Annotated in this window: 21 protein-coding genes; 9 read left to right on the top strand and 12 right to left on the bottom strand. The window is 60.5% G+C overall.

What is annotated here, in order from left to right; genetic code table 11:
* Window position 1: 1 nt before the first annotated feature.
* The 5 genes from V1T76_RS14765 (at window position 2) to V1T76_RS14745 (ending at window position 7,370) form a co-directional block, all read left to right on the top strand.
* Window positions 2–979 carry an ABC transporter permease gene (locus V1T76_RS14765; RefSeq protein ID WP_330561413.1) on the top strand — a complete coding sequence of 326 codons (978 nt, stop codon included), beginning with the start codon at window positions 2–4 and terminating at the stop codon, window positions 977–979.
* Window positions 980–986: 7 nt separating this feature from the next.
* Window positions 987–2,708: an ABC transporter ATP-binding protein gene (locus V1T76_RS14760; protein ID WP_330561412.1), complete on the top strand. Its 1,722-nt coding sequence runs from the start codon at window positions 987–989 to the stop codon at window positions 2,706–2,708.
* Between the two features lie 773 nt (window positions 2,709–3,481).
* A complete protein-coding gene (locus V1T76_RS14755; RefSeq protein WP_330561411.1) occupies window positions 3,482–4,897 on the top strand; it encodes an HAD family hydrolase in 1,416 nt (471 codons plus the stop codon).
* A 115-nt stretch (window positions 4,898–5,012) separates the two neighbouring features.
* Window positions 5,013–6,812 carry an IlvD/Edd family dehydratase gene (locus V1T76_RS14750; protein ID WP_330561410.1) on the top strand — a complete coding sequence of 600 codons (1,800 nt, stop codon included), beginning with the start codon at window positions 5,013–5,015 and terminating at the stop codon, window positions 6,810–6,812.
* A 276-nt stretch (window positions 6,813–7,088) separates the two neighbouring features.
* Entirely contained in the window at window positions 7,089–7,370 is a 282-nt protein-coding gene (locus tag V1T76_RS14745) for an SCP2 sterol-binding domain-containing protein (protein WP_330561409.1), read from the top strand.
* Window positions 7,371–7,629: 259 nt separating this feature from the next.
* Here the strand turns inward: V1T76_RS14745 and V1T76_RS14740 are convergent, their stop codons facing one another.
* From V1T76_RS14740 to V1T76_RS14695, 10 genes are all read right to left on the bottom strand, one after another.
* Window positions 7,630–9,234 carry a TRAP transporter large permease gene (locus V1T76_RS14740; protein WP_330561408.1) on the bottom strand — a complete coding sequence of 535 codons (1,605 nt, stop codon included), beginning with the start codon at window positions 9,232–9,234 and terminating at the stop codon, window positions 7,630–7,632.
* A gap of 10 nt (window positions 9,235–9,244) precedes the next feature.
* Window positions 9,245–9,865, bottom strand: a complete 621-nt coding sequence (locus V1T76_RS14735; RefSeq protein ID WP_023002309.1) for a TRAP transporter small permease — start codon at window positions 9,863–9,865, stop codon at window positions 9,245–9,247.
* Between the two features lie 126 nt (window positions 9,866–9,991).
* Window positions 9,992–10,999, bottom strand: a complete 1,008-nt coding sequence (locus V1T76_RS14730; protein WP_330561407.1) for a DctP family TRAP transporter solute-binding subunit — start codon at window positions 10,997–10,999, stop codon at window positions 9,992–9,994.
* A 272-nt stretch (window positions 11,000–11,271) separates the two neighbouring features.
* Window positions 11,272–12,186 carry an RNA polymerase sigma factor SigJ gene (sigJ, locus tag V1T76_RS14725; RefSeq protein ID WP_330561406.1) on the bottom strand — a complete coding sequence of 305 codons (915 nt, stop codon included), beginning with the start codon at window positions 12,184–12,186 and terminating at the stop codon, window positions 11,272–11,274.
* Window position 12,187: 1 nt separating this feature from the next.
* Window positions 12,188–12,619: a carboxymuconolactone decarboxylase family protein gene (locus V1T76_RS14720; protein ID WP_330561405.1), complete on the bottom strand. Its 432-nt coding sequence runs from the start codon at window positions 12,617–12,619 to the stop codon at window positions 12,188–12,190.
* Between the two features lie 248 nt (window positions 12,620–12,867).
* Complete coding sequence (locus V1T76_RS14715) at window positions 12,868–14,202, bottom strand: sigma-54-dependent transcriptional regulator (RefSeq protein WP_330561404.1); 1,335 nt, start codon at window positions 14,200–14,202, stop codon at window positions 12,868–12,870.
* A 16-nt stretch (window positions 14,203–14,218) separates the two neighbouring features.
* The gene (locus V1T76_RS14710; RefSeq protein WP_330561403.1) at window positions 14,219–16,090 is read right to left on the bottom strand and encodes a sensor histidine kinase; all 1,872 of its coding nucleotides are present in this window, start codon (window positions 16,088–16,090) and stop codon (window positions 14,219–14,221) included.
* On the bottom strand, window positions 16,059–17,180 hold the full coding sequence (modC, locus tag V1T76_RS14705; RefSeq protein ID WP_330561402.1) for a molybdenum ABC transporter ATP-binding protein: 1,122 nt from the start codon (window positions 17,178–17,180) through the stop codon (window positions 16,059–16,061). The genes V1T76_RS14710 and modC overlap by 32 nt, the downstream gene beginning before the upstream one ends.
* The gene (gene modB / locus V1T76_RS14700) at window positions 17,173–17,880 is read right to left on the bottom strand and encodes a molybdate ABC transporter permease subunit (protein ID WP_330561401.1); all 708 of its coding nucleotides are present in this window, start codon (window positions 17,878–17,880) and stop codon (window positions 17,173–17,175) included. Before modB ends, modC begins: the two co-directional genes overlap by 8 nt.
* Window positions 17,881–18,010: 130 nt before the next feature.
* Window positions 18,011–18,835 (bottom strand): carbon-nitrogen hydrolase family protein, encoded by an 825-nt coding sequence (locus tag V1T76_RS14695; RefSeq protein WP_330561400.1) that lies wholly within the window; start codon window positions 18,833–18,835, stop codon window positions 18,011–18,013.
* A 151-nt stretch (window positions 18,836–18,986) separates the two neighbouring features.
* On the opposite strand from V1T76_RS14695, the gene V1T76_RS14690 reads away from it, so the two are divergent.
* Both V1T76_RS14690 and V1T76_RS14685 read left to right on the top strand, forming a co-directional pair.
* Entirely contained in the window at window positions 18,987–19,409 is a 423-nt protein-coding gene (locus tag V1T76_RS14690; protein ID WP_330561399.1) for a GNAT family N-acetyltransferase, read from the top strand.
* 98 nt (window positions 19,410–19,507) lie between these two features.
* A complete protein-coding gene (locus V1T76_RS14685; RefSeq protein ID WP_330561398.1) occupies window positions 19,508–19,975 on the top strand; it encodes a DUF1203 domain-containing protein in 468 nt (155 codons plus the stop codon).
* Here V1T76_RS14685 and V1T76_RS14680 read toward each other — a convergent pair whose 3' ends face one another.
* Window positions 19,976–20,623 (bottom strand): pyridoxamine 5'-phosphate oxidase family protein, encoded by a 648-nt coding sequence (locus tag V1T76_RS14680; protein WP_330561397.1) that lies wholly within the window; start codon window positions 20,621–20,623, stop codon window positions 19,976–19,978.
* A 225-nt stretch (window positions 20,624–20,848) separates the two neighbouring features.
* Here V1T76_RS14680 and V1T76_RS14675 point away from each other — a divergent pair, with 225 nt between their 5' ends.
* Window positions 20,849–21,694: an isocitrate lyase/PEP mutase family protein gene (locus V1T76_RS14675; protein WP_330561396.1), complete on the top strand. Its 846-nt coding sequence runs from the start codon at window positions 20,849–20,851 to the stop codon at window positions 21,692–21,694.
* Between the two features lie 6 nt (window positions 21,695–21,700).
* Entirely contained in the window at window positions 21,701–22,165 is a 465-nt protein-coding gene (locus V1T76_RS14670) for a GNAT family N-acetyltransferase (RefSeq protein WP_330561395.1), read from the top strand.
* A 108-nt stretch (window positions 22,166–22,273) separates the two neighbouring features.
* Here the strand turns inward: V1T76_RS14670 and rsgA are convergent, their stop codons facing one another.
* Window positions 22,274–23,368 carry a ribosome small subunit-dependent GTPase A gene (gene rsgA / locus V1T76_RS14665; protein ID WP_330561394.1) on the bottom strand — a complete coding sequence of 365 codons (1,095 nt, stop codon included), beginning with the start codon at window positions 23,366–23,368 and terminating at the stop codon, window positions 22,274–22,276.
* Window positions 23,369–23,565: the final 197 nt, after the last annotated feature.

Genomic DNA, 23,565 nt, shown 5'->3' with positions numbered 1-23,565 from the left:
CATGCCTTTCATCACCAACGAAGACCCAAAATCCGCCGTCCCGGACAGCGCGGCACCGGTCAAAGAACCAGGGCGGATCGCCCGGCTCCTCGACAGCGATATCTTTCACTCGTTCCTGAAATCGAAGGTCACCGTTGTGGCAGCCACCGGGACGGCAATCCTGTTTCTGCTGGCATTCCTGGCCCCATGGATCGCACCGCATGACCCGTTCGACCTGGCGTCGATCTCGATCATGGATGCCCGCGTTCCTCCGTTCTGGATGGAATATGCCGACCCTCGGTTCCTGCTGGGGACGGACGATCAGGGCCGCGACATGCTGTCGGCCATCTTTTATGGCATGCGGATTTCGTTGATCGTCGGCTTCTGTTCCGTCATCGCCGCCGCCGTTATCGGCATTTCGCTGGGGCTGGTCGCAGGGTATATGGGCGGCCGCGTGGACGCCATCATCATGCGGATCGCGGACGTTCAGCTCACCTTCCCGGCTATCCTGATCGCCCTTCTGATCGATGGTGTCGCCCATGGTATCTTCGGCTCGATCGACCGGGAGATCTTCGCCTTTTACATCCTGATCGTATCCCTGGCGCTGTCCTTCTGGGTGCAATATGCCCGCACGGTGCGCGGCTCCACCATGGTGGAGAAGAACAAGGAATATGTGCAGGCCGCCCGCGTGATCGGGATTCCCTCGGTCATGATCATGGTGCGCCATATCCTGCCGAACGTCACCGGACCGGTGCTGGTGATCGCGACCATCAACCTGGCGCTCGCGATCGTCACGGAAGCAACGCTCTCGTTCCTGGGGGTCGGCATGCCGCCCACCCAACCGTCGCTCGGCACTCTGATCGCTATCGGCAACGATTTTCTCTACTCGGGCGAATGGTGGATCGCGATTTTCCCGGGTCTCGCGCTGGCGCTGCTGGTGCTGAACGTCAACCTTCTGGGCGACTGGCTGCGCGACGCCCTCAACCCGAAACTCAGGTGAGGCCGGTATGAGCGTTCTCGATATCAAGGATCTGAGGGTCGAGTTTCCGGGCCGAAAATCCGTCTTCGTCGCCGTTGATGACGTCACTTTGAGCGTCGATGCCGGCAAGGTGCTTGGTGTGGTCGGGGAATCGGGTGCCGGCAAGTCGACCGTCGGCAACGCGGTGATCGGCCTGTTGCAGGAGCCGGGGCATATTGCGGGTGGTGAAGTCTATCTTCACGGCAAGCGTATCGACCAGTTGCCCTACAAGGAAAAGCGCCGTCTGCGCGGCCGCAAGATCGGCATGATCTTTCAGGACCCGCTGACGTCTCTCGATCCGCTGCAAACGGTGGAAAGCCAGCTTCTGGAGACGATCCGCACCCATCTGCCGCTTTCCCGGTCGCAGGCCCGCCAGCGGGCGATCGAACTGATCGAAGCCGTCGGCATTCCCGATGCGCCGGAACGCATCAAGCAGTATCCGCATCAGTTCTCCGGCGGCATGCGCCAACGGGTGGTGATTGCGCTTGCGCTGTGCGCGGAACCGGAACTGGTGATCGCGGACGAGCCGACAACGGCGCTCGATGTATCGATCCAGGCGCAAATCCTGGACCTGATGAAGGAGCTGTGCCGGGAGCGGAACGTCGCGATGCTGGTGATCACGCACGACATGGGCGTGATTGCCGACATAACCGACCATGTGGCGGTGATGTATCACGGTGAACTGGTGGAGTATGGCGAGACGACCCAGGTGCTGGGTGCTCCGGAACATCCCTATACCCAGAGCCTGATTTCGGCCGTGCCGCGCCCGGACATCAAGGTCGAGCGGTTTCCGGTGGTCAACTACATCGAGAAGGCCGGAACCCCGCAAAAGCAGATCGACATCGCCACGCATTGGCTCGGCAAGGCACGCGACTACGAGAAAGTGTCCGGCCCGCTGGTCCAGATCAAGGATCTCGACATGCAGTTCGAGACCCGGGGTTCGATTTTGCCCTCCAGGCGCAAGTATTTCAAGGCCGTCAAGAAGGTCAGTTTCGATATCAATGAAGGCGAGACCTTTGGCCTTGTCGGTGAAAGCGGGTCCGGAAAATCGACCATCGCACGTCTGGTCACCGGCCTATATCAGCCGACCGGAGGATCGATCCGGTTCGGCAAGACCGAGCTGACGTCACTCAAGAACCGCAAGGACGTTCTGGCGATGCGCCGCCAGATGCAGATGATCTTTCAGGACCCCTATTCCTCGCTGAACGCCCGCATGCGCGTCAGCGACATCATCGGGGAGCCGATCAAGTTCCACCGTCTGGCCTCAAGCAATGCTGAGGTGCGCCAGATCGTCGATGACCTGCTGGACCACGTTGGCCTTGGCGCAGCTGCCGGCAAGAAATTTCCGCATGAGTTTTCCGGCGGTCAGCGCCAGCGCATCTCAATAGCACGGGCGCTCGCCACGCGGCCGCGCTTCCTTATCTGCGATGAGCCGACTTCGGCCCTCGACGTGTCGATCCAGGCGCAGATCCTGAACCTGCTGAAAGATCTTCAGCAGGAACTCGGCCTGACCATGCTATTCATCAGCCACGACCTGGCCGTGATCCGGCAGATGTGCAACCGCATCGGCGTCATGCGCAATGGCGAATTGTGCGAGGTGGCAGACTGCGACCAGCTTTTCGAAGCGCCGCAGCACCCCTATACGCGCGAACTTCTGAACCTGATGCCTTCGCTGGAGTTGCTGTCGAGGGCCAACCTCGCGACGGCCTGACGGGCCCGGCGGCGCTGCCGCCGGCCTCTTCAAGCCTTTGAAGATGAGTCTGTTTTCAGATTTGGCCGAGTCGCCGGCTTGACTCGCAGGCGCTCCCCGATTCTACGAGATTGGCAGAGCGATAACCACAATCCAATGCAGACCGGGCAGTTTTTGCCGCCTTGGCCCACGTGGCTACCGCCGCCCAAATAGAACCGTCCTGATTAACGCCAAATCCCGTTCGTTAATAAATATTAACCATGTTTTTCCGGGGCCCTCAAACGTAAAAGGGAGAGTCTTTCGACCCTCCCATTAATATACCACACCCCGAAATAATTTTTGCCCAAAGGACTATGAAATACGGGCCAACAATACTTACAGGCCGTTTAAAAAATTACTCCCTGATACTACCCGCAATTCAGTTTCGCTCAAGTTCCAGCCTGCACAAATGGTCGGCACCGCTGCCAGTGCACTGCGTCCGGGACAGGCACCAGGCCTGTTGTTTTGCCTAAACGGCATTGCCTGTCTGCTGCCGCTCCCGCATTTTCGAACTGTCCCCAGGGCGTGCCGAAAATGTCTCCAGTTGGCTCACGACCCGGTTCCAGCACAAGAATTCCAGATATGAGAGCCGACCGGCGATGCCGAAAACGTCATTTATTTCAATTCTTTGGTCCTTGTTTCTTGCACTCGCGGCAGTGTGCCTTGCGCTCGCTCTGGCGACGGCCGACGGTGAACTGACTGACACCGCTGCGTCATTTGAGGTATTCGGCTCCCGCAGCGCCTTAATTTTCAGCATGTTTTCTGCGATTTTTTCGCTTCTTGGCCTCTCGTTTTCGCTGAATACGTCGGTTGGCCGGCCCCTGTCGCTGGTCACGGCGCTGACCAGCACCGGGCTGCTTGCCGTTTCCACCGTCCTGCTTCTGTCCGGCCCAGCTTCCCCCGAAGCCAATGCCCCTGCGCTCGCCGCGGCCTTCCTGATGGTGCTGCGGGCGCTCGGTGTGGTTCTGCTGCCGCCAAGGGGTGATATCAGCGGCGTGCCGCAAGCGGGCTGCTCAGTCCTGCTGGCGTTTCTGGCGGCAGGTGCCTGGTGGTGGATCTTCGACAGAGCTCAGGCTCCGGTGGCGCTGGCTTCCGCCCTGCTGTTGTCCTGGCCTCAGCTCATCGACGGCATCAACGCCTTTGCCGACAAGGTCTTTCACAAGGCAGCGCTTGCGGCAGGTGCCCGCGATATCGCCCCTGGCACCTTCACCAAGGTCGCCCAAGCGCGCGATATCCTGATAGACAAAGCCGCCGTGATGTCCGGACCGAACCTGATGGTCACCAATGTCATGGCATTCAACAACGAACCCAAGACGCTTCTGGCGGTCGCCGCTTCGGCTGAAGCAGGATCCTCCCATCCGGTCGCCCTTGCATTGCGTGAACTTGCCAGCCAGTGGCAGGTTGCCCTCAAGATGCCGGACAGGTTCGAACCGACACCGGGGCTCGGCGTTGTCGCGCTGCTCGGCGGGCAGACGGTGGTAATCGGCACGACCGATCTTTTGAAGCGGCTCAAGATCGACAGTTTCACGGCAGATGCCATCGCCCGGTCGCTGGAAGCGGATGGCAAGACGGTGCTGCGTGTCGCCGTCGGAGGGCGCGTCGTTGGTGTGCTGGGGCTGGAAGGCACTTTGCGACAGGACGCGGGCGTCGCCGGCATGGCGCTGCGCAGGGAGGGCCTCGTGCCGTGGTTGTTCAGTGGTGACAACCCCAACACCCGAAGCGCGCTGGCCGGCATGCTTGGCCTGGAACTGACCGGCGATCCGAAACCGGGAGAAACAGCCCAGGAAGCGGCCTGCCGCTGCTTTCCGGATACGGCGCCTCTGGTGTTGACCCTGTCCCAGGATCGCATGGCGCTGGAGTTGCGTCAGGGTGCCGCGCCCGATACAGACGGCCCCATTAACAGCCCCGGTGACGGGATCATGCCCCTTGCGGTCAGCAACACGGATGACATCGGCGCCTTTCCCGCATTGAAGGCGCTGGCGATGCGCCGAAACCTTCTTGCCGTCCACGCCCGCCGGGTTCTGTCAGGCCTCTGGCTTTGCGCTGGCCTTTGCGGTGCGTCCGCCGTCTTGCCCCTGTCCGCTGCACCCATTGTATTCGGCGTCTGCCTGGCGGTGCTGTGGACGTTTGCCCGGTTTTCCGTTGCAGATACGCTGCGCCGGAACGCGTGACCAAGGCATTCTCGAAATGTGGAACCAAAATCGCGATTGAGCGCCTTTACAGCCTTCTGGAGCTGGTGTTTATCGGCTTTTGACACTTTGTGAGTGCATTGAGGGATGAGGCGACATGAGCGACACCAAAACACCGAAACTGCGGTCCACCGCCTGGTTCGACAATCCCGACAATCCGGGCATGACGGCACTCTATATCGAGCGTTATCTGAACTTCGGCCTCACACGCGAGGAACTGCAGTCCGGCAAACCGATCATCGGCATCGCCCAGACCGGCTCGGACCTTTCGCCCTGCAACCGCCACCATCTTGAGCTTGCCAAGCGCGTACGCGAAGGTATTCGCGACGCCGGCGGCATCGCCTTTGAATTTCCGGTGCACCCTATCCAGGAAACCGGCAAGCGACCGACCGCGACGCTCGACCGGAACCTGGCCTATCTCGGTCTCGTCGAACTGCTGTACGGCTATCCCATTGACGGCGTCGTGCTGACCATCGGCTGCGACAAGACCACCCCTGCCTGCCTGATGGCCGCGGCGACGGTGAACATTCCAGCCATTGCACTGTCCGTCGGGCCGATGCTCAACGGCTGGTACAAGGGCGAGCGTACGGGCTCCGGTACCATCGTCTGGAAGGCGCGCCAGATGCTTGCCGCGGGCGAGATCGACTACAAGGGCTTCATGGACCTTGTCGCCTCCTCCGCTCCCTCTGTCGGCTATTGCAACACCATGGGCACGGCGACGACCATGAATTCGCTGGCCGAGGCCCTTGGCATGCAGCTTCCGGGTGCCGCTGCCATTCCGGCGCCCTATCGGGAGCGCGGTGCAATTTCCTATGAGACCGGCAAGCGCATTGTCGACATGGTGCATGAGGACCTGAAACCCTCCGACATCATGACCCGCGAGGCCTTCGAGAATGCGATTGTCGTCAACTCGGCCATCGGCGGCTCGACAAACGCCCCGATCCACCTGAACGGCATCGCCCGCCATCTGGGTGTCGAGCTGGACAACGACGACTGGCAGGAAATCGGCCATGACGTTCCGCTGCTGGTCAACCTGCAGCCGGCCGGAGAATATCTCGGCGAAGATTATTTCCATGCCGGCGGTGTGCCCGCTGTCGTGGCGGAGCTGATGCGAAACGGCAAGCTGCCGCATCCGGGCGCGCTCACCGTCAACGGCAAGGGCATCGGCGCCAATTGCGACGGCGTCGTTACCGATCTGCCGGACGTCATCAAGCCGTTCAACACGCCGATGAAGGAAAAGGCGGGCTTCATCAACCTGAAGGGCAATCTGTTCGACAGCGCCATCATGAAGACCAGCGTGATCTCGGAAGAATTCCGCGACCGGTACCTGTCCAATCCGGACGATCCGGAAGCGTTCGAAGGCCGCGCCGTGGTTTTCGAAGGGCCGGAGGATTACCACGACAATATCGACAATCCGGACCTTCAGATCGACGAGCACTGCATGCTGTTCATCCGCGGCACCGGCCCGATCGGTTATCCCGGTGGTGCGGAAGTGGTCAACATGCAGCCGCCCACAGCCCTGATCAAACGGGGGATCACATCCCTGCCCTGCATCGGCGACGGCCGCCAGTCGGGGACTTCCGGCTCACCCTCCATCCTGAACGCTTCCCCGGAGGCTGCCGCCATGGGTGGGCTTGCTCTCCTGAAAACCGGCGACCAGGTGCGTATCGACCTGAGAAAGGGCACCGCTGACATTCTCATTTCCGATGAAGAGCTCGCACAGCGCCGTGCGGACCTGGAAGCGGCCGGCGGTTTCAAGGTCGCGGAAAGCCAGACCCCCTGGCAGGAAATCCAGCGCGCCATGATCGGACAGTTCGACAAAGGCATGGTGCTGGAGCCAGCGGTTAAATATCAGGACGTCGCACACACCAGGGGGCTGCCACGGGACAACCACTGACCGCCAGACCGCAAACGCGTCTCGCGCTTGCCGATACCAAGGCGAGGATGGAGAGAATTCGACGGACGAAAAACAAACACCAAGGTTTGCCATCGCTACCGTCAGGTTCTTCGACCCCTTCGCGCGGGATCGCATTTTGCTTGTGTTGATGGTCTTCGGCGCTTTGGTGGCATGACAAATGGCCGTTGCGCCATTTCTTTCTTGACGGTTACGTAAACGTCATGCTTCAAGGGGGCAAAGACAGGCTTGGGCCTACCTCATACGGGAGAAAACGACATGTCCTTGGAACAACTTACTGAAGGTGTCCGCGCGAAAGTTGCCGATGGCGGCATTGAAGAATCCGTCAAGTTCGATCTTGGTGAGACCGGCGTCATCTTCCTGCAGGGCTCGACTGTTTCCAACGAAGACGCCGAAGCAGACTGCACCATCAAGATGTCTGCAGAAGACCTCAGCGATCTTCTCTCGGGCGACCTGAACCCGACAGCGGCTTTCATGGGCGGCAAGATGCAGGTGGAAGGCGACATGAGTGTCGCCATGAAGCTCGGCAGCATCGTCTAGGCGACTTTTTGCAGAATAACCTCTCCAGCCGGCCCATCGGGGCCGGCTTTTTTGTTCAGCGATCATCACTCATCTCCCTAATCTCCACCACCTCATCCTGAGGAGCACGGCATGGCCGGGCGTCTCGAGCTTCCTCAGGATGAGGCTGATGGGGATGACAGGTTGCGGGAGACGCTGGGGGAGAGTGAGACCAGTGGAGTGCCGTAACAAAAAACGGCGGGCAATGCCCGCCGTTCGAGTGTCTGGATGGTTCGTATCGTTACCGGTTTGTGATGATTTCCGGTCCCATCAGGCTGTAGGGCAGCCAGGTGGACAGGGCCGGCACGTAGGTGACGAGGATGAGGAACATGAGCAGGATGAGCACGAACGGCGCTGCCGCCTTGACCACCTGCACCAGACTCATTCCCGTTATCCCTGATGTCACGAACAGATTGAGCCCGATTGGCGGTGTGATCATGCCGATTTCCATGTTCACGACCATGATGATGCCGAGGTGAACCGGATCGACCCCGAGTTCCATGCCGATCGGGAACACGACCGGTGCCACGATCAGGAGCAGGCCGGACGGTTCCATGAACTGGCCACCCAGCAGAAGCAGCAGGTTGACCGCGATCAGGAAGGTGAACCAGTTGAAGCCGGCTCCGACCATCCAGTCGGTGATCGCCTGCGGAATCCGCTCCGATGTCAGCACGTGGGCAAACAGCAGGGCGTTGACGATGATGAACATCAGCATGATGGTCGTCTTCGCCGCATCCACCATCACCTTCTTGGTGTCCTTGTGGAACATGGCCGGGAGGAACTTCCAGATGATCAGTCCGATGTTCCGGCCCCAGATCTTCGCACCCACACCGTAGATCGACGGCAGTTCGGCAGGGCTGACGCGGCCGCGCAGAAGCGGATAGCCGATCAGTGCAGCCAGCAGCACGATGGCACTGTCGATGCCGAAAAAGCCCTGTCTGTCCGTGACCATGCCGGCAATGCCCGACCAGGCGAACATTGCGGTAAAGCCGTAGGTGATGGTCTTGAACCCGGCCAGACCCAGCGGGCCGTCCTCTTCCTGCACCCAGCGAATGCCGCTGAGCGGGCCCATGTCGCGATAGACGAAGAGCGCAACGAGGCAGGCATAAACGGCAGCCACAGCCGCAGCTTCCGTCGGCGTGAAGATACCGCCGTAGATGCCGCCCAGAATGATGACCATCAGGAACAGGCCGACGGCCGCTTCCATCATGGCGTGCCAGATTTCCTTGAAGCCCGGCCACGGCTGGGCCGGCAGGTTCTTGACGCGCGCCATCACGTAGATGGCGATCATCAGCATCAGACCGGCGATCAGACCCGGCACGACACCGGCCAGGAACATGCGACCGACGGAAACGTTGGTTGCGGCCGCATAGACCACCATGACGATGGACGGCGGGATCAGGATGCCGAGCGTGCCGGCGTTGGCGATGACACCCGCGGCAAACTCTTTCGTGTAGCCTGCCTGACGCATGCCGGCGATGGCGATGGTTCCGATGGCAACCACGGTTGCGGGCGAGGAGCCTGACAGCGCAGCGAACAGCATGCAGGCGAAGACGCCGGCAATCGCCAGACCGCCCCGGATCGCCCCGACGGATGCAATGGAGAAGCGGATGATGCGCTTGGCAACGCCACCAGTCGACATGAAGGCCGAGGCCAGGATGAAGAAGGGAATCGCCAGGAGCGTGTAGTTCTGCGACGCCGTGAACAGCTGCAAAGCCACCGACGAGATGGAATCGTTGGAGAAGATGGCAATCGCCAGAACGCTGGACAGGCCAAGCGAAATGGAGATCGGAACGCCCAGGAACAAGAAGCCCAGGACGAGAATGAAGAGAATTGCTGCTTCCATTGCCCCGGCCTCAGTCCTTCAAGACGTCTTTGTTTTCAGCGACGAGGTCTTCCGCCTCATGCGCGGCGATCATCATTTCGCGCTCGCCGGTGATAATCTGCCAGGCCGCCTGAATGCAGCGGAACATGAACAGGAACAGGCCGATGGGCAGGATCAGATAGGCGATCCAGCGCTGAACGCGCTCTTTCGTGCCGAAGGTTTCGATGATGGCGTCGGGATAGCGCAGGTCATCCAGGCCGATACCGATCTTGTACATCTTCGACCAGTAGTCGATGGCGCCGCCCCGGGTATCCAGACCGAAGATATGCAGCCATTCCGACCAGAGCAGGGTAAGCGCATAGACAACGCCGCACAGCGCGCCGAATACGGCAACGGCTCGGAACACAGGCTTTGGAAACAGGCGAATGACCGCATCGACACCCAGATGCGAGCCGATTTTCACGCCATAGCTCATGCCAAACAGGATCAGCCAGGCGAACAGGATACGTGTGAATTCCAGGGCTCCGGTCCAGCCGGAATTAAAGCCGTATCGCGCCACCACCTGGGTGAAGGATACGATGGTCATTGCGGCCAGAAGAAAGGCGAGTACACCTTCCTCGAAGCGCGTGACCCAATTGTCGACGCGTTGCATGCGTTTCCCCCGAATTGGCCTCTTGGTTTTTAAGCGTGTCCGCCGGCATGGTTGCGCGGGCGGTCGTAGGACCTTGGCAGAAGGGCCGGACAATCCGGCCCTTCCAGGAGTCAGGTCAAGTCAGCCTTAGCTGGCATTGTTGGACGCGACGGCAGCGTCGATCAGGTCCTTGCCGATGTCGCCTTCAAACTTTTCCCAAACCGGCTTCATGGCTTCGACCCAGGCCTTGCGCTGTTCCGGGGTCAGTTCACGAATGGTGGAACCGGCATCCAGAATGTTCTGGCGGTTCTTGGCTTCCGCGGCTGCAACATTGCCGTTTGCGGTTGCGGTGACTTCTTCCACGATGGTCAGGAACTGGTCACGCACTTCCGGATCAAGGCTGTTCAGCCACTCGTCAGAGGTGACGAGCAGGTAGGCCAGAAGCTGGTGGTTGGTTTCGGTGATACCGTCCTGCACTTCGAAGAACTTCTGGGTGTAGATGTTGGACCAGGAGTTTTCCTGACCGTCCACAACACCGGTCTGCAGTGCGCCATAGACTTCCTTGAAGGCCAGTTTCTGGGCGTTGGCGCCCATGGCTTCGATCATGGCTACGGCCACGTCGGAGGTTTGCACGCGGAACTTCAGGCCCTTCGCGTCGTCCGGAAAAAGCAGCGGCTTGTTGGCGGAAAATTGCTTCAGGCCGGAGCTCCAGTAACCGAGGCCCTGAAAGCCGTAGTCGGTCATGGAGTTCAGAAGCTCCTTGCCATGTTCACCGGTGCCGAAGCGCTCGACCGCATCCAGGTCCTGGAACAGGAACGGCAGGTCGAACAGGCGGAATTTCAGCGTGTAGGCTTCGAACTTGGAAAGCGACGGGGCAGCAAGCTGAACGTCGCCGAGCAGCAGGGCTTCCATGACCTTGTCGTCGTCGAAGAGTTGAGAGTTCGCGAACACCTGCATACAGGCCTTGCCGTTCATCTCGTCGTTGACGCGTTCCGCCAGCAGCGTGGCGGCGTCGCCTTTCGGGTGGCCGGTTGCAGCAACCACGTGGCTGAACTTGATGACGATTTCACCGTCATCACAAGCATCGGCCGCATAGGCGTTTGCGGACAGGGCCAGGGACGCCGCGGTTGCTGCGGCGAGAGCGAATTTTTTCATCGGATGTCCTCCCAGACATTTCAATATGACGGCCATTCGGGCCGGACAGCGCAGTGGCTGGTCGGTTCCTTAATGGCAATCTCCGTGCCAACTGCCGCAGTGGCTTCAAAAAGCGCCGGTTTCTGCCGGTTATCAAATTTTCTGAAAATAAACTGACCCTGCGACACGCGCGAGTATGGGTCGAGTCAGACACATGGCACAGAAGCGGATGTGTCGAAACCGACACATTTTCCGCCTGCTACATCATATTTTGAGATGTTGAGCGCCGCAAATCAGTGCCAGATCGCGCCTGAGGAGCGGTCATGGCGCAGCTTTACCTTCAGCCGTGACAGCTTGTCCGGATTGCGCATGTTGTAGATGTGCTCCAGTTGGCCATCAGCGTCATAACCGAACATGACAGCCGTCACGATCTCTTCGCCGTGGAACAGAACGAGGCCGCGCGTGCCGTTCAGATCCAGAATCTCGATCTGACACGGCTTCCAAAGACGGCCCAGAATGAGAACGACGTAGCGGGCAACCTCGTCGGCGCCAACCAGAATGCGGCTCATGGCCGTTGCCTTGCCGCCGCCGTCGGACTGAAGCTGCACGGTTTCGGCAAGAAGACCCGTCAGGCGATCGGTTGAGCCCGTCTCAATCGCCGTCAGAAAGGCGGACAGGATCCGGTCCTGATGAGCGGCCGAGGGAACGAAACGGGAGGCAGGTTTCTGGACATGCCGGCTCGCCCGTGAAACGAGCTGACGGCAGGCCTGTTCCGTGACCCCCAGTGTTTTGGCAACTTCCTCATAGGGCTGCGCGAAGATCTCGCGCAGCAGGTAAGCGGCGCGCTCCCTGGGGCTCAGGCGTTCCAACAGCAGGAGGAATGCCGTCGTCAGGGATTGCGCCCGGTCAAGGTCGGTCTCCGGATCCGAGCCGGTGTCGAACTGCAGCGGTTCCGGAATCCACGGGCCCACATAGTCGACCCGTTTCCGGTGAGCGGCCTTGAGAGCATCCAGGCAACAATTGGTGCAGACCGTGGTGAGGAATGCCTCCGGATTCGCGATGTCCGCGCGGTCCGTGGTTTGCCATTTCAGGTATGTGTCCTGCACCGCATCCTCGGCATCCGCCATGGAGCCGAGCATGCGGTAAGCCAACCCCATCAGCTTCGGGCGGACCGTCTCGAAAACATCGATGCCTGGGGCGTCACTCATCTCAGTGGTTCGATACCTGTACCCGGTTCCACAGATTGATCATCGCGACAGCAGCGGTGATCGCACTGATTTCGGCATCTTCGAAATGACGGCGCAACTCGCCGCGCAGGGCCTCATAGTTCGTGTCGATGTCGAGGCTGGTCAAGGCTTCCGTCCAGGCGAGGGCCGCCTTTTCCGCCGGCGAATAGTCATCGACGTGCCGCCAGACCGTAAGCCGCTGCAGGCGCTCCTGGGTTTCGCCGGCATCAAGCGCTTCCTGTGTGTGCATCTTGACGCAAAAGGCGCATTGGTTGATCTGCGAGGCACGCAGGTCAATCAGATGCCGCAGTTTCGGCTCCAGCCCCGCCTTGCCGATTTCGCCGCTGGCGGCTACAAACCGCTTCACGATATCGGGGACATTTTCATAATGGTTGATGGCAGTCGAGGTCGTCATTGACGTGTCTTCCATTCAAGTTTCAGGGTGTGACACTGAGTTGACGACCGGGTGCAGCGATTTGTGACACAGGCGTGGAAATTTTTCCGCAGCCTTGCAGTTTTCTTCCCGATGCCATCCTTGACCGCAGGAAGCAGACATCCACGACGTTCGGGAAGAATTGTTCTTGCTAAAACTCATTCCGGTTCCCGGCTCCCCCATTCGCGGGGATGACATCAAGGGAACCGGAAACTCTCAGTCTGCAAATCTCAGCCGAGAGCCGTTTCTTCCTTGCCGAGACCGTATTTGCGCATCTTCTCGTAGAGCGCTTTTCTGGAAAGTCCGAGATTTTCGTAAGTCGGCTTGATGGCGCCGTCGTTGCGCTTGAGTTCGGCGACAATCAGCGCACGTTCATAGGCCGCGACCTGATCGAACAAGGTCGATCCGGCACCATTGCTGGGTGCCTTGACCAGTTCAACACCGAGCACGAACCTGTCGGCGACATTGCGCAATTCGCGGACATTGCCTGGCCAGTCCCGTGCCATCAGTTCGGCGAGATACTCCTCGTTGATGTCGGGGATCTCGCGCCGGTAGCGCGCCCGGGCTTCCACCGCCAGGTGACGGAACAAGAGGGGAATATCCTCCAGTCGGTCCCGCAGGGGCGGAATGACGACATTGACCACGTTGAGCCGGTAGAACAGGTCCAGCCGGAACCGGCCTTCCTTGCCGGCGGCCTCCAGGTCCTCCTTGGTGGCGGCTATGAAGCGCACATCCAGTTCGATCGCCTTGTTGGAGCCGAGACGCTCGATGGTCCGGGTCTCGATCACGCGCAAGAGCTTGACCTGCAGCTCCAGCGGCATCGATTCGATTTCATCCAGAAACACGGTACCGCCGTGGGCGTGTTCCAGCTTGCCGATGCGCTGTCCGCTGGCGCCGGTGAAGGCGCCTTTCTCGTGACCGAAGAGTTCAGATTCGATGATTTCGGCAGGAAGTGCGCCGCAATTGAGCGCAACGAAAGGCTTTTCCTTGCGGGGGCCTTCGTCGTGCAGAGCACGGGCCACCACCTCCTTGCCGGAGCCGGTTTCGCCCAGGATCAGCACATCGGCGTCGGTTGCCGCCAGGGCCGTGACGTTGCGGCGAAGCAGCTCCATGGCGGAGGTGCGGCCCACAAGGCGGCTTTCCAGGCCTGTCCGGTCCGCCAGTTCCTCGCGCAGCTTGCGGTTTTCCAGAACCAGCCGGCGCTTGTCGAGCGCGCGTTCAACGACAGAAGCGAGGCGTGAAACGGAGAAAGGCTTTTCCATGAAATCGTAGGCACCGGCGCGCATGGCCTCGACCGCCAGCGGCACGTCGCCATGACCGGTGATCAGCACCACAGGCAGGGCGGGATCGATCTCGAAGGCCCGCTTCATGACCTGGAACCCGTCCGTGCCGGGCATGCGGATGTCGGTGACGAGGACGCCGTAGAAACCACGGTTGATCCGTTCCAGGGCTTCTTCCGGCTCTCCGGTTGCAAACACTGCCTGGCCGGACAATTCCAGCCCCTGGCTCAGGGAGCCGCGCAGGTCCGCTTCATCGTCAATCAGTAGGACGGTTGCCTGATCCATTACCACCTATCTCATTTCATTCCGCTGCAAGAACATCCTCGTCGGCCACCGGCAGGCGCATGGTGAAAACCGCGCCGCCACCGTCGCGATTCGCTGCCTTCAGCGATCCGGAAAAGTCATGAACGATCTTGTAGGCAATCGACAAGCCCAGCCCCAGCCCGGCACCGACGTCCTTGGTGGTAAAGAAGGGGTCGAAAATCTGCGGCAAGACATCGGCATCGATGCCCGGGCCGTTGTCGCTGACAGTCAGCACTGCTTCTCCACCCTCCTGCCGCAGCTCCAGCCGCACCTCGGGGCCTATGAGCGACACCGCATTGCCGCTGACAGCGTCCAGCGCATTGGACAGGAGATTGATGACCACCTGTTCCAGACGGATGCGCCCGCCCTTGACGATGATATCCTCCGCCGGCAGAGCCAGCTCGAGGCGCACCTTGCTCTGCTTGATGTGCGGCTGAAGCAACAGCGTTGCCTCGTCGATCACCTGGCGCAGGGACACCGGCTTGATGTCTGTGCCGGATTTGCGCGTGAACCCCTTCAGCGTCTTGGCGATTTCCGCCATGCGGCTGACCATGCCTTCGATCCGCGAAAGATTGCCGAGGGCCTCGTCCGCCCGTCCCCGCTCGATCAGCATGCCAGCCACTTCCGCATCGGAGCGAATGGCCGCCAGAGGCTGGTTGTATTCGTGACTGAGCGCCGCCGACATCCGGCCGAGCGTTGCCAGCTTGGCCGCCTGCACGAGTTCGGCCTGGGCCAGACGTAAATCGGCTTCCGCCTGCTCGCGTTCGCGCACTTCCTGTTCCAGCAGAACGTTGGTATGGCGCAGATCGGATGTCCGCGATTGCACGCGGCGCTCCAGGCGCAGCGCACTTGCCCGATTACGCCGTTCCTGGCGCACGAATTCTTCCCGGCGGACAATCAGGATGGCGATCCCCCCGGCCGCGATCACACAGACCAGCAGCGCGACCAGCATCGCCCAGCCGGATTGCATGCGCGCCTCCTCGACTGTCACCAGGGTTCTGACCTTCCAGCCCAGAACAGCAAGGTTCTCAGTCAGTTGCAGATAATAATCTGAGGTCTGGGCTACCGGTAGCAGCACCTCTATGCGCTCCGCCATCGGCATGTCGGCAATATCACGGCCGACAGAGAGTTCATCCATGTGCTTGCCGCGCCATGCCGGAACATTGGTAACGACGATACGGCCGCTACCATCCAGCGCGACCAGCGGTTCCTTGCTGAGGGCCCAGGCCTGCTCGACATCTTCCAGAGAGACCCGAACCGCGAGCACGCCCACAACGGCGCCGTTCCTGCGCATGGGCGAAGCGAACACGTAGTTCGAGACCGCCCCGGGGGTGCCGGGAATAAGCTGCCGGCCAAGCTGGCCTTGCAGCGCCTGCTCGAAAGCCTGTCCGATCCGTTCAGCCCCGCCGAACGAACCGACCGGGACGCCATCCTGGCTTGAGATCACGACCTTGCCCTGCCGGTCCATCAGCCAGATTTCTTCCGCCCCCGACATGCCGGCGGCAATTGCGGCGATGCCGGGATCTTCCGGTGCGCCGGATTTCATCAGCAATTGTCCAATATCCGGACTTCGTGCCAACAGCGGCGACAGCAGACGGAACTTGTCGAGAAGTCTTTCCAGAACGGCCGTCTGAACCGCAAGATTCGCCCGTGCACCGGTTTCCACTTCTGCAAGCGAGATCCGCAAGCTGGCAAGCCCTGTCAGCCACATCATGGCGAGCGTCGACAGGATCGCCGCTGCTCCGATACCGATCTTCAGCCTGCGCCAGGTCCGGCGCTTGTTCTTGCGCAACATCGCGTCAGTATAAACAAGCCGCGCGCCGCGTGAAGCGGGGGCCTTATCCAGCGGAGGTCCCCCCAGTGGCGGCATCTGTCAGCGCCGGGGCACGCTGGCGCCGGTCGATGGCAACGCTCTTGATCAGAACCGTCACGTCCTTGCCTGTGTGAAGATCCAGATCGGCGACGGAAGCGCGGGTAATGCGGGCGCGCAGCACCTGACCGCTGGCGGAACACAGGATTTCCGCATAGGGACCTTTTTCGCTGGAGATACTGCGGATCGTCGCCGGGAAGGCGTTTCGGATAGACAAGCCTTCCGGCGGCACGACCGCCAGAGCGACGTCTCTGGCCCGGATGCGCAAGCGCACCGCATCGCCTGGCTCGGCGACCATATCCGGGATCTGAAGGATGGCTCCGCCGATATCGACATCGGTCAGCCCCCAGTCCGGGTCGCATCTGGTAACCGTGCCTTCCAGCAGCGCGCTGGCCTCGTGACGTCCGGTTGCCCGGCCAAGGTCTGTCCGGGCGAGCATGTCGGCCACGGGCCCGAAAGCCGGCGTGCGACCATCGGAGAGGATCACGAGCGTGTTCGACAGGCGCGCCACTTCCTCGATGGAATGGCTGACGTAGAGAATCGGGATCCCAGCCTCCACGCACAGGCGGTCCAGATAGGGCAGAATGTCGTTTCGCCGCGCCTGATCGAGATTGGCCAGCGGCTCGTCCATGATCAGCAGCCGCGGATCTGACAGAAGAGCCCGGCCGATGGCCACCCTCTGCTTCTCGCCGCCAGAAAGGGTTCCGGGTTTGCGCTCCAGAAGGTTGCCCAGCCCCAGCAGGTCGACCACCTCTGCCATGTCCCGGGTACCCGGTCTGCGGCCCGCCCAGCGCGCATAGGTCAGGTTCGAGGCGACGCTCAGATGCGGAAACAGCCGGGCATCCTGAAAGACGTGGCCGATCCTGCGCGCCTGAACCGAAAGGTTGATGCCCTTTTGTGCGTCGAACAGCGTCGTGCCGTTGACGGCAATATGACCGCTGAGCGGCTTGATCAGACCGGCGAGCATGTTGGTGAGTGTCGTCTTGCCGGCGCCCGACTGGCCAAAGAGCGATGTCACCCCGCCGCCGCTTTCGAAACGGGCTTCAAGATCCAGCTGACCGACGCGGCCTTTAATGTCGACATCAAGCATGACCGCCCCCCATACGTGCGCGCAATCGGCGCGCCAGTGCTTCAGAGGCGATCAGCGCTGCGAAGGCGACGAAGGCGGCGATCAATGTCAGGCGGAAAGCGGCCAGCTCCCCCCCAGGGGTCTGGGTGGCGGTATAAAGCGCCAGCGACAGGGTTCTCGTTTCTCCCGGGATGTTGGAAACGAAGGTGATGGTCGCTCCGAATTCGCCCATGGCCTTGGCAAAACCCAGGATCGCGCCGCCGAGAATGCCCGGCAAGGCAAGAGGCAGGGTGACCGTCAGAAAGGCCGTCAGGCGATGAGCACCAAGAGACTTCGCCGCCTCCTCCAGTTTTGGGTCCACGGCTTCGAAGGAAAGGCGGATTGGCCGAACCATCAAGGGAAAGGCCATGACACCGGCAGCGAGCGCCGCCCCGGTCCAGTTGAAGGCAAAGGTGACGCCGAAAACGCTGTCCAGAAATGAGCCGACCGGCCCCTTGCGGCCAAAGGTCAGCAGCAGCACGTAGCCCGTGACCACCGGTGGCAGGACCAATGGCAAATGCACCAGCGCGTTGACGGCGCCATGGCCGGTGAACCTGTAGCGGGCAAGCACGAAGGCCATCAGAACAGCAAGTGGCAGCGCAACAGCGAGGGCGGCAGAAGCGACCTTGAGGGTCAAGAGAAGGGCCTGCCATTCCGCTGGCTGAAGATTGAAAAAATCCACGGCTGCTCAGTCTGTTCGTTCCGGTACGCGGCCGATTATCCTCAGCCACCTGCCGTTATCGGTTAGAACACCGAAGGAACGCAAGAAATCCTTTGCCTCCAGGCGTGGATGCAAGGCCACGGACCTGGGTTCAATAGTCCGTGTATGCTGCCCGTTTCGCATCGTAGATGGCCCCGAGCCTTGCCTTCCGCCTCCACGGCCGGGCCTTCTTCAAGGCGATCTCGTAAGCCGGGTCTTCCTTGTCCAGAGTAGCGATAGCAAGCCCCGCTTCCTTATCGACGGCAGCTTCAGCGAGCGTGTTGCCTTCCGGTCCACAAACGAATGCTGGCCCCTTGTGCGCCTTCTGGGCAGGCGTTGCGGCCGCAATCCAGAGGCAATTGGTAAAGGCGGATGCCTGTAACGCCAGCCTGAATTGCGGCTTGATGCCGTAGGAGGCGAACAGAACCGCATCCACGTCCAGGCGCTCATAGTCTGAAAAAACTTCGGGAAAGGCGGCCTCGATACAGATGGCAAAGCCGAACCGGTATCCGTCGATATCGACCGTGAGCGGTTCACTGCCCGGTGTATACCAGTCGCCGACCTCACTGTTCGAAAGAAACCGCTTGTCATAACGGCCTATGACCTTTCCTTCGTCCGACACTACGTAGAGGCTGTTGTAAGGATGTTTCCTTTCGGACACGGGACGTGCTGAGCCGAAAACGGCATAGATGCCGAGTTCCCGGCACAGGGTGCCAATCCGATTGATTTCAACCTCAAGCAGCGACCAGTCGAAGCTGTGCCAGTCTTCTGGTGAAGTGATTTGCGCTTTTGAATAGCCCGACAGTGCCCCCTCACAGAACACTACCAGCCGAACGTTTTCCTCTGCAGCCATGCGAAGCATCCTGCGAATAGCGTCGCCGTTTTCGGAAATATCCGGCGTTACGATTGTCTGGGCGGCGGCAATTCTTATCGTCACGTTGGTCTCCCTGTTAGAGTCATGGAGACATGACCGCGATTACCGGTCAATCGGCTTGCCGACCTGTACTCTGAACATGGCGGTGGCGAGCAGCAATGCGATCGGCTAGGGTCACCTTCCCGCCTGTTTGCAGCCGATTCCAGGACCCTGCATGACAATCACGCTGAAAACCCAGATCCCTGATGTCGAGACCTATCTGCGCCTGCGGATCGAGTCCGGATTGAGCGGCTACGGCCGGGAAGCCGCGGAAATCGGCCTGAAGAACAGTCTTTTTTGCGTGATGCTTTATGACGGTGATGAAGCAATCGGCATGGGCCGCCTCATCGGTGATGGCGGCTGTTTTGTCCAGGTGACCGATATCGCGGTCTTGCCGGCCTATCAGGGGCAGGGCCTCGGCAAGCGCATCATGGCATCTCTGACCGACCATATCGAAAGCGCGTTTCCGCCGTCCACCTATGTCAGCCTGATAGCCGATGTTCCGGCAAATGCGCTTTATGCCCAGTTCGGCTTTGAGGAAACCGCACCGCGATCCCTCGGAATGGCGCGCCGTGCGGGGCGTAAAGGCACCGCCTGACAGAGTGTGGCCAATAATTTTTCTGCGCTCGCAAATCGGGTCGTTTCAGATTTTCCGGATGCCTAGGGTCTTCTCACAACAGTTGAGGAGACAACACCATGTTTCAGATCGAGCCGCTTCCTGCTTCCGAATTCACACACTTGAGCAGCCTGAGCGACGCAGAGCTTGCGCAGAAAGGCATTCAGGTGCACGTTTCGGACGGCGCATTTCCCTGCCGGGTGTCGCTTGCCGACGCCGCTGAAGGCACACGGGTTTATCTTCTGAATTTCGAACATCAGCCGGGTGATACACCCTACCGTTCCCGGCACGCGATCTTTGTTGCCGAGGGCGCGGAAGAATACCGTCCGGAGCCGGACACGGTTCCGGATGCCGTGGCAAATCGCCTGCTTTCCGTGCGTGCATTCAACCGCGCCCACGAGATCATTGACGCCGAAGTCGTCGAAGGCCGCGAGCTGAAAGGTGTCATCGCGTCCTTCTTCGACAATCCGGATGTGGACTACATTCACCTGCATTTTGCCCGCCGCGGCTGTTACGCGGCAAAGGTCACACGCACTGCGTGGACCTGATCAATAGAGCCTGAGCAAGCCTTCGGAGGTGGCTTCTTCCAGAAGCGCTTCCGGAGTTTGTTTCAGGTTGCCATGTCGGATCATCGCATCGCCGATGTCGCCGAGATCGTCAGCATTCCGCCAGCTTTCCGATTGCCAGATCTTCGACCGGATCATCGCCTTCGGGCAATGCATGAATGCCCGGGTGACTTGCACTGCCAGCGCCATTGCAGGCCGCTTGCCCTCCACCTGCATCCGCTCCAAGAGCCAGGCATCGCGAACGATGCGAGCCTCCCCGGAAACCCTCAAGGTCTCGCCCTTGCCGGGGATCAGAAAAATCAGCCCGACGCGCGGGTCCTTCAGAAGATTGTGGTAGCTGTCGAGGCGGCGGTTTCCCGGTCGGTCGGGGATGGCCAGCAGCGTGTCGCTCAAGACGGTGACAAAACCGGCCGGATCTCCCTTGGGGCTGACATCGATCACGCCCTGCGGATCGACTGTCGCGATCAGGCAGAAAGGGGATCGCGCGATGAACTGCCGGCAGAGGTCGTCCAGTGCCGTGATCTCCTTTACCTTCACCTTTTCGGGGGCGGTTCCGGCATGGGCCTCGAGCTGGTCGAGCGTTGTTATCAGGTCGTTGAAATCTGCAAGAGTCTCGGGATCTTCCGGCATGGCAACCTCCCTGGATCTGCCCGCTGGCGTGCTCACCATCAAACGGCGCCGCTTATGCAAAGGCAAGGCGCTTCATGGAATCACCCTTTTTCCGAACTGGCGCCCCGATTCCGGCTAAACTGGATCTTACCTGCGCACCATTGCACCCATCATAAAGGGATCGCATTGCCGACTTAAACTTTAACGGTAAACATTGCGAAAATACACCCAAAGGGAGATCCGGTCATGCCGACCGCAGCCAAACGCCGTGCCGCCTTCAAAGCTCTTCACGAAAAAGGACGGGCCTTCCTGATGCCGAATCCCTTCGACATCGGCACGGCCCGCATCCTGGATGGATTGCGGTTCGACGCGGTGGCCACGTCCAGCGCGGGCTACGCCTGGACGCAAGGCGTGAAGGACGCCGAAGGACTTGTCACGCGGGACGATGCGCTCAGTCATGCGGCCGATATCATTGCCGCCACCAGCATTCCGGTAAACGGGGACCTGGAAAACGGGTTTGGCGACAGTCCGGACGATGTGGTGGCAACGGTCAAGGGCGCGATCGAGGTTGGCCTGGCGGGTTGCTCCATCGAGGATTACTCCACCGATCCGAAGCACCCCTACTACGATCTGGAACTGGCGGTCGAACGGATCAAGGCGGCTGTGGACGTGAAGAACCGGCTAGCGCCGGATTTCGTCCTGACCGCGCGCAGCGAGGGGCCCGTGCAGACCCCGTATGAGCTTGAAGAAACCATCAAGCGGCTCAACGCTTTTGCGCAAGCGGGCGCTGATTGCGTCTATGCACCGGAGCTGAAGGACAAGGAACAGATCGCTTCGGTACTGGCCAGGGTCAGTGCGCCGATGAACATCCTGGCCGGCCGCAAGAACTTTCACCTGACCCGCAAGGAACTGGGCGACATGGGCGTTGCGCGCGTCTCCATCGGAGCGGGTCTGGCGCGTCTTGCCTATCGCGCCTTCATTGCTGCTGCCGAGGACATGAAGGACGGCGGGACGTTCGGCTGTTTCGACAGGACCGAAACCATGCCGGAGGAGATTCCCGATTTTGAATCCTTCATGAAGACGAGGCCCTGACACTGCATGAGCGTTCCAGGTATCGCTGAAGTTTTCGACATGGCTACCCCTGATGATGCGGATGCGATGGCGGAACTCGCCCGGTGGGCCTATGCGCATTACATCCCGGTCATCAACGCCGTGCCCGTTCCGATGACCGCCGATTACGCCGCCCACATCCGCGACGACGACGTTTGGGTGCTCCGCTCCGGCACCAGCCTTGCCGCGAGCCTTGTGTTGATCCGGCACCCCGGCCATCTCCTGATCGAAAGCATCGCCGTCGATCCGCAAGAGCAGGGCAAGGGCCGTGGCAGACAACTGCTCGACTGGACGCGGCACCGGGCAACGGACTTCGGGCTGAGCGAAATCCGGCTCTATACCAACGTTCTGATGACAAAGAACCGGGCCTGGTATCAACGGGCGGGGTTCACTGAAACCCATGAGGAACAGCGCGGCGACAAGCGGATCGTCCATATGCGGTTGCAGCTGTGACCGAGAAGCTCCGTTGGGGCTGTCGCACAGAAAGACAGTCATTCAGGGCCGGGTTCCACCCGGCCCTGAATTTCATGATCTTGCCTGCGCTGTGGGCGTCCCGGGCGGCTATTCCGGGCCCCAGGTTTTCTGCTTCTTCTGTTTCATGACACCGCGCACCATCTTGCCGAAAGCCCGGTCTTTCGACCTGCGCTCTGCCAGGCTGGCGGAGTTGAAGGCTTCTTCCGCCTTCAGCTTGCGCCATCTCGTCAACCTTCCGGCTTCCAGGCTGCCATCCTCGAGTGCCGATCGAACCGCACAGCCGGGCTCCGTTTCGTGCCGGCAGTCCGAAAAGCGGCACTGGGAGGCAAGGCCGGACACATCGAAAAACAGATCATCGATCCCCGCAGCCGCATCGGTAAGCTGAAGTTCCCGCATGCCCGGCGTATCCAGCACCAGACAACCACCCGGCACCGCGTGAAGCTGCCGGTGGGTCGTCGTGTGACGGCCCTTCGCGTCGTCTTCGCGAATCGCCTGCGTGGCGATGTCTTCCGAGCCGGAAAGCGCATTTGTCAGCGTCGACTTGCCGACGCCGGACGAGCCCAGGAAAGCGACTGTCTTGCCCGGTTTGCACCAGTCAGCCAGTTTCATGCCCGGCTCTTCTCCGCGCGCGTCCAGCGTCACGACCGGAACCGCGTTCGAAATCGCCTGAGCCTGGTCGACATAGCTTTCCGGATCGGTTGCCAGATCGGATTTGGTCAGAACGATCACCGGGGCAATGCCGGCTTCGAAAGCAAGCGCGATGTAGCGCTCGATACGGGCGATGTTGAAATCCTGATTGCAGGAGGACACGACAAACACCGTATCGATGTTGGCGGCGATGAGCTGGATCTGCCGATCCGTTCCAGGTGCGCGGCGCTTGAGCAGGCTAAGCCGTTCGAGCACCCGGCTTGATGCCGGATGGGTTCGCTCCAGCAGAAGCCAGTCGCCCACCGTGGCGTCCTTTACGGGCAGGATCGTCTCGTCGATGCCCTCGCCCACCACATGAAACGCGTTGCGATGAACCTCGACCACGCGAACGGGCGGTGTTGCCGTCAATTCGTCGGAGCTGATCTGTTGCGCAAAAAAGGGTTGCCAGCCGAGCGCCTGAAGTGGCGAAGGGTGCTTGTCCGGCCCTTCGGTTGTCGGGCGCGAGGGAAAGAAGGCGGAATAGTTCCGTACCATGAGATTGTCTCGTGAATTAAACACACGTCATCGGGCGCCCGTTGGGGCACCGGTTCATGTATTCAAGGCTCTCTGATCTTCAGAGAGCCTGCTCACGCAATCTCTGACATCCAATCTCCATGGGTCGCGCCTTGTCAGGCGCTCTTTCCAGATAAGCGCAAACACGGGTCGATACAAGCGGCCCGCCACAGCAAGCT

It is taken from the genome of Roseibium sp. FZY0029 (assembly GCF_036350355.1).
Lineage (GTDB): Bacteria > Pseudomonadota > Alphaproteobacteria > Rhizobiales > Stappiaceae > Roseibium.
Note: the sequence above shows the minus strand (reverse complement) of the source record. Positions and strands in the feature narration are given on the sequence as shown.

What these genes read in the sequence shown, in the direction of transcription:
- V1T76_RS14740 (WP_330561408.1), bottom strand. Translation starts at nt 9,234, where the DNA reads ATGGAAGCAGCAATTCTCTTCATTCTCGTCCTGGGCTTCTTGTTCCTG.
- V1T76_RS14685 (WP_330561398.1), top strand. Translation starts at nt 19,508, where the DNA reads ATGTTTCAGATCGAGCCGCTTCCTGCTTCCGAATTCACACACTTGAGC.
- V1T76_RS14765 (WP_330561413.1), top strand. Translation starts at nt 2, where the DNA reads ATGCCTTTCATCACCAACGAAGACCCAAAATCCGCCGTCCCGGACAGC.
- V1T76_RS14750 (WP_330561410.1), top strand. Translation starts at nt 5,013, where the DNA reads ATGAGCGACACCAAAACACCGAAACTGCGGTCCACCGCCTGGTTCGAC.
- V1T76_RS14755 (WP_330561411.1), top strand. Translation starts at nt 3,482, where the DNA reads ATGTTTTCTGCGATTTTTTCGCTTCTTGGCCTCTCGTTTTCGCTGAAT.
- modC (WP_330561402.1), bottom strand. Translation starts at nt 17,180, where the DNA reads ATGCTTGATGTCGACATTAAAGGCCGCGTCGGTCAGCTGGATCTTGAA.
- V1T76_RS14690 (WP_330561399.1), top strand. Translation starts at nt 18,987, where the DNA reads ATGACAATCACGCTGAAAACCCAGATCCCTGATGTCGAGACCTATCTG.
- V1T76_RS14710 (WP_330561403.1), bottom strand. Translation starts at nt 16,090, where the DNA reads ATGCCGCCACTGGGGGGACCTCCGCTGGATAAGGCCCCCGCTTCACGC.
- V1T76_RS14745 (WP_330561409.1), top strand. Translation starts at nt 7,089, where the DNA reads ATGTCCTTGGAACAACTTACTGAAGGTGTCCGCGCGAAAGTTGCCGAT.
- V1T76_RS14735 (WP_023002309.1), bottom strand. Translation starts at nt 9,865, where the DNA reads ATGCAACGCGTCGACAATTGGGTCACGCGCTTCGAGGAAGGTGTACTC.
- V1T76_RS14715 (WP_330561404.1), bottom strand. Translation starts at nt 14,202, where the DNA reads ATGGATCAGGCAACCGTCCTACTGATTGACGATGAAGCGGACCTGCGC.
- V1T76_RS14670 (WP_330561395.1), top strand. Translation starts at nt 21,701, where the DNA reads ATGAGCGTTCCAGGTATCGCTGAAGTTTTCGACATGGCTACCCCTGAT.
- V1T76_RS14675 (WP_330561396.1), top strand. Translation starts at nt 20,849, where the DNA reads ATGCCGACCGCAGCCAAACGCCGTGCCGCCTTCAAAGCTCTTCACGAA.
- V1T76_RS14730 (WP_330561407.1), bottom strand. Translation starts at nt 10,999, where the DNA reads ATGAAAAAATTCGCTCTCGCCGCAGCAACCGCGGCGTCCCTGGCCCTG.
- rsgA (WP_330561394.1), bottom strand. Translation starts at nt 23,368, where the DNA reads ATGGTACGGAACTATTCCGCCTTCTTTCCCTCGCGCCCGACAACCGAA.
- V1T76_RS14760 (WP_330561412.1), top strand. Translation starts at nt 987, where the DNA reads ATGAGCGTTCTCGATATCAAGGATCTGAGGGTCGAGTTTCCGGGCCGA.
- sigJ (WP_330561406.1), bottom strand. Translation starts at nt 12,186, where the DNA reads ATGAGTGACGCCCCAGGCATCGATGTTTTCGAGACGGTCCGCCCGAAG.
- V1T76_RS14680 (WP_330561397.1), bottom strand. Translation starts at nt 20,623, where the DNA reads ATGCCGGAAGATCCCGAGACTCTTGCAGATTTCAACGACCTGATAACA.
- V1T76_RS14720 (WP_330561405.1), bottom strand. Translation starts at nt 12,619, where the DNA reads ATGACGACCTCGACTGCCATCAACCATTATGAAAATGTCCCCGATATC.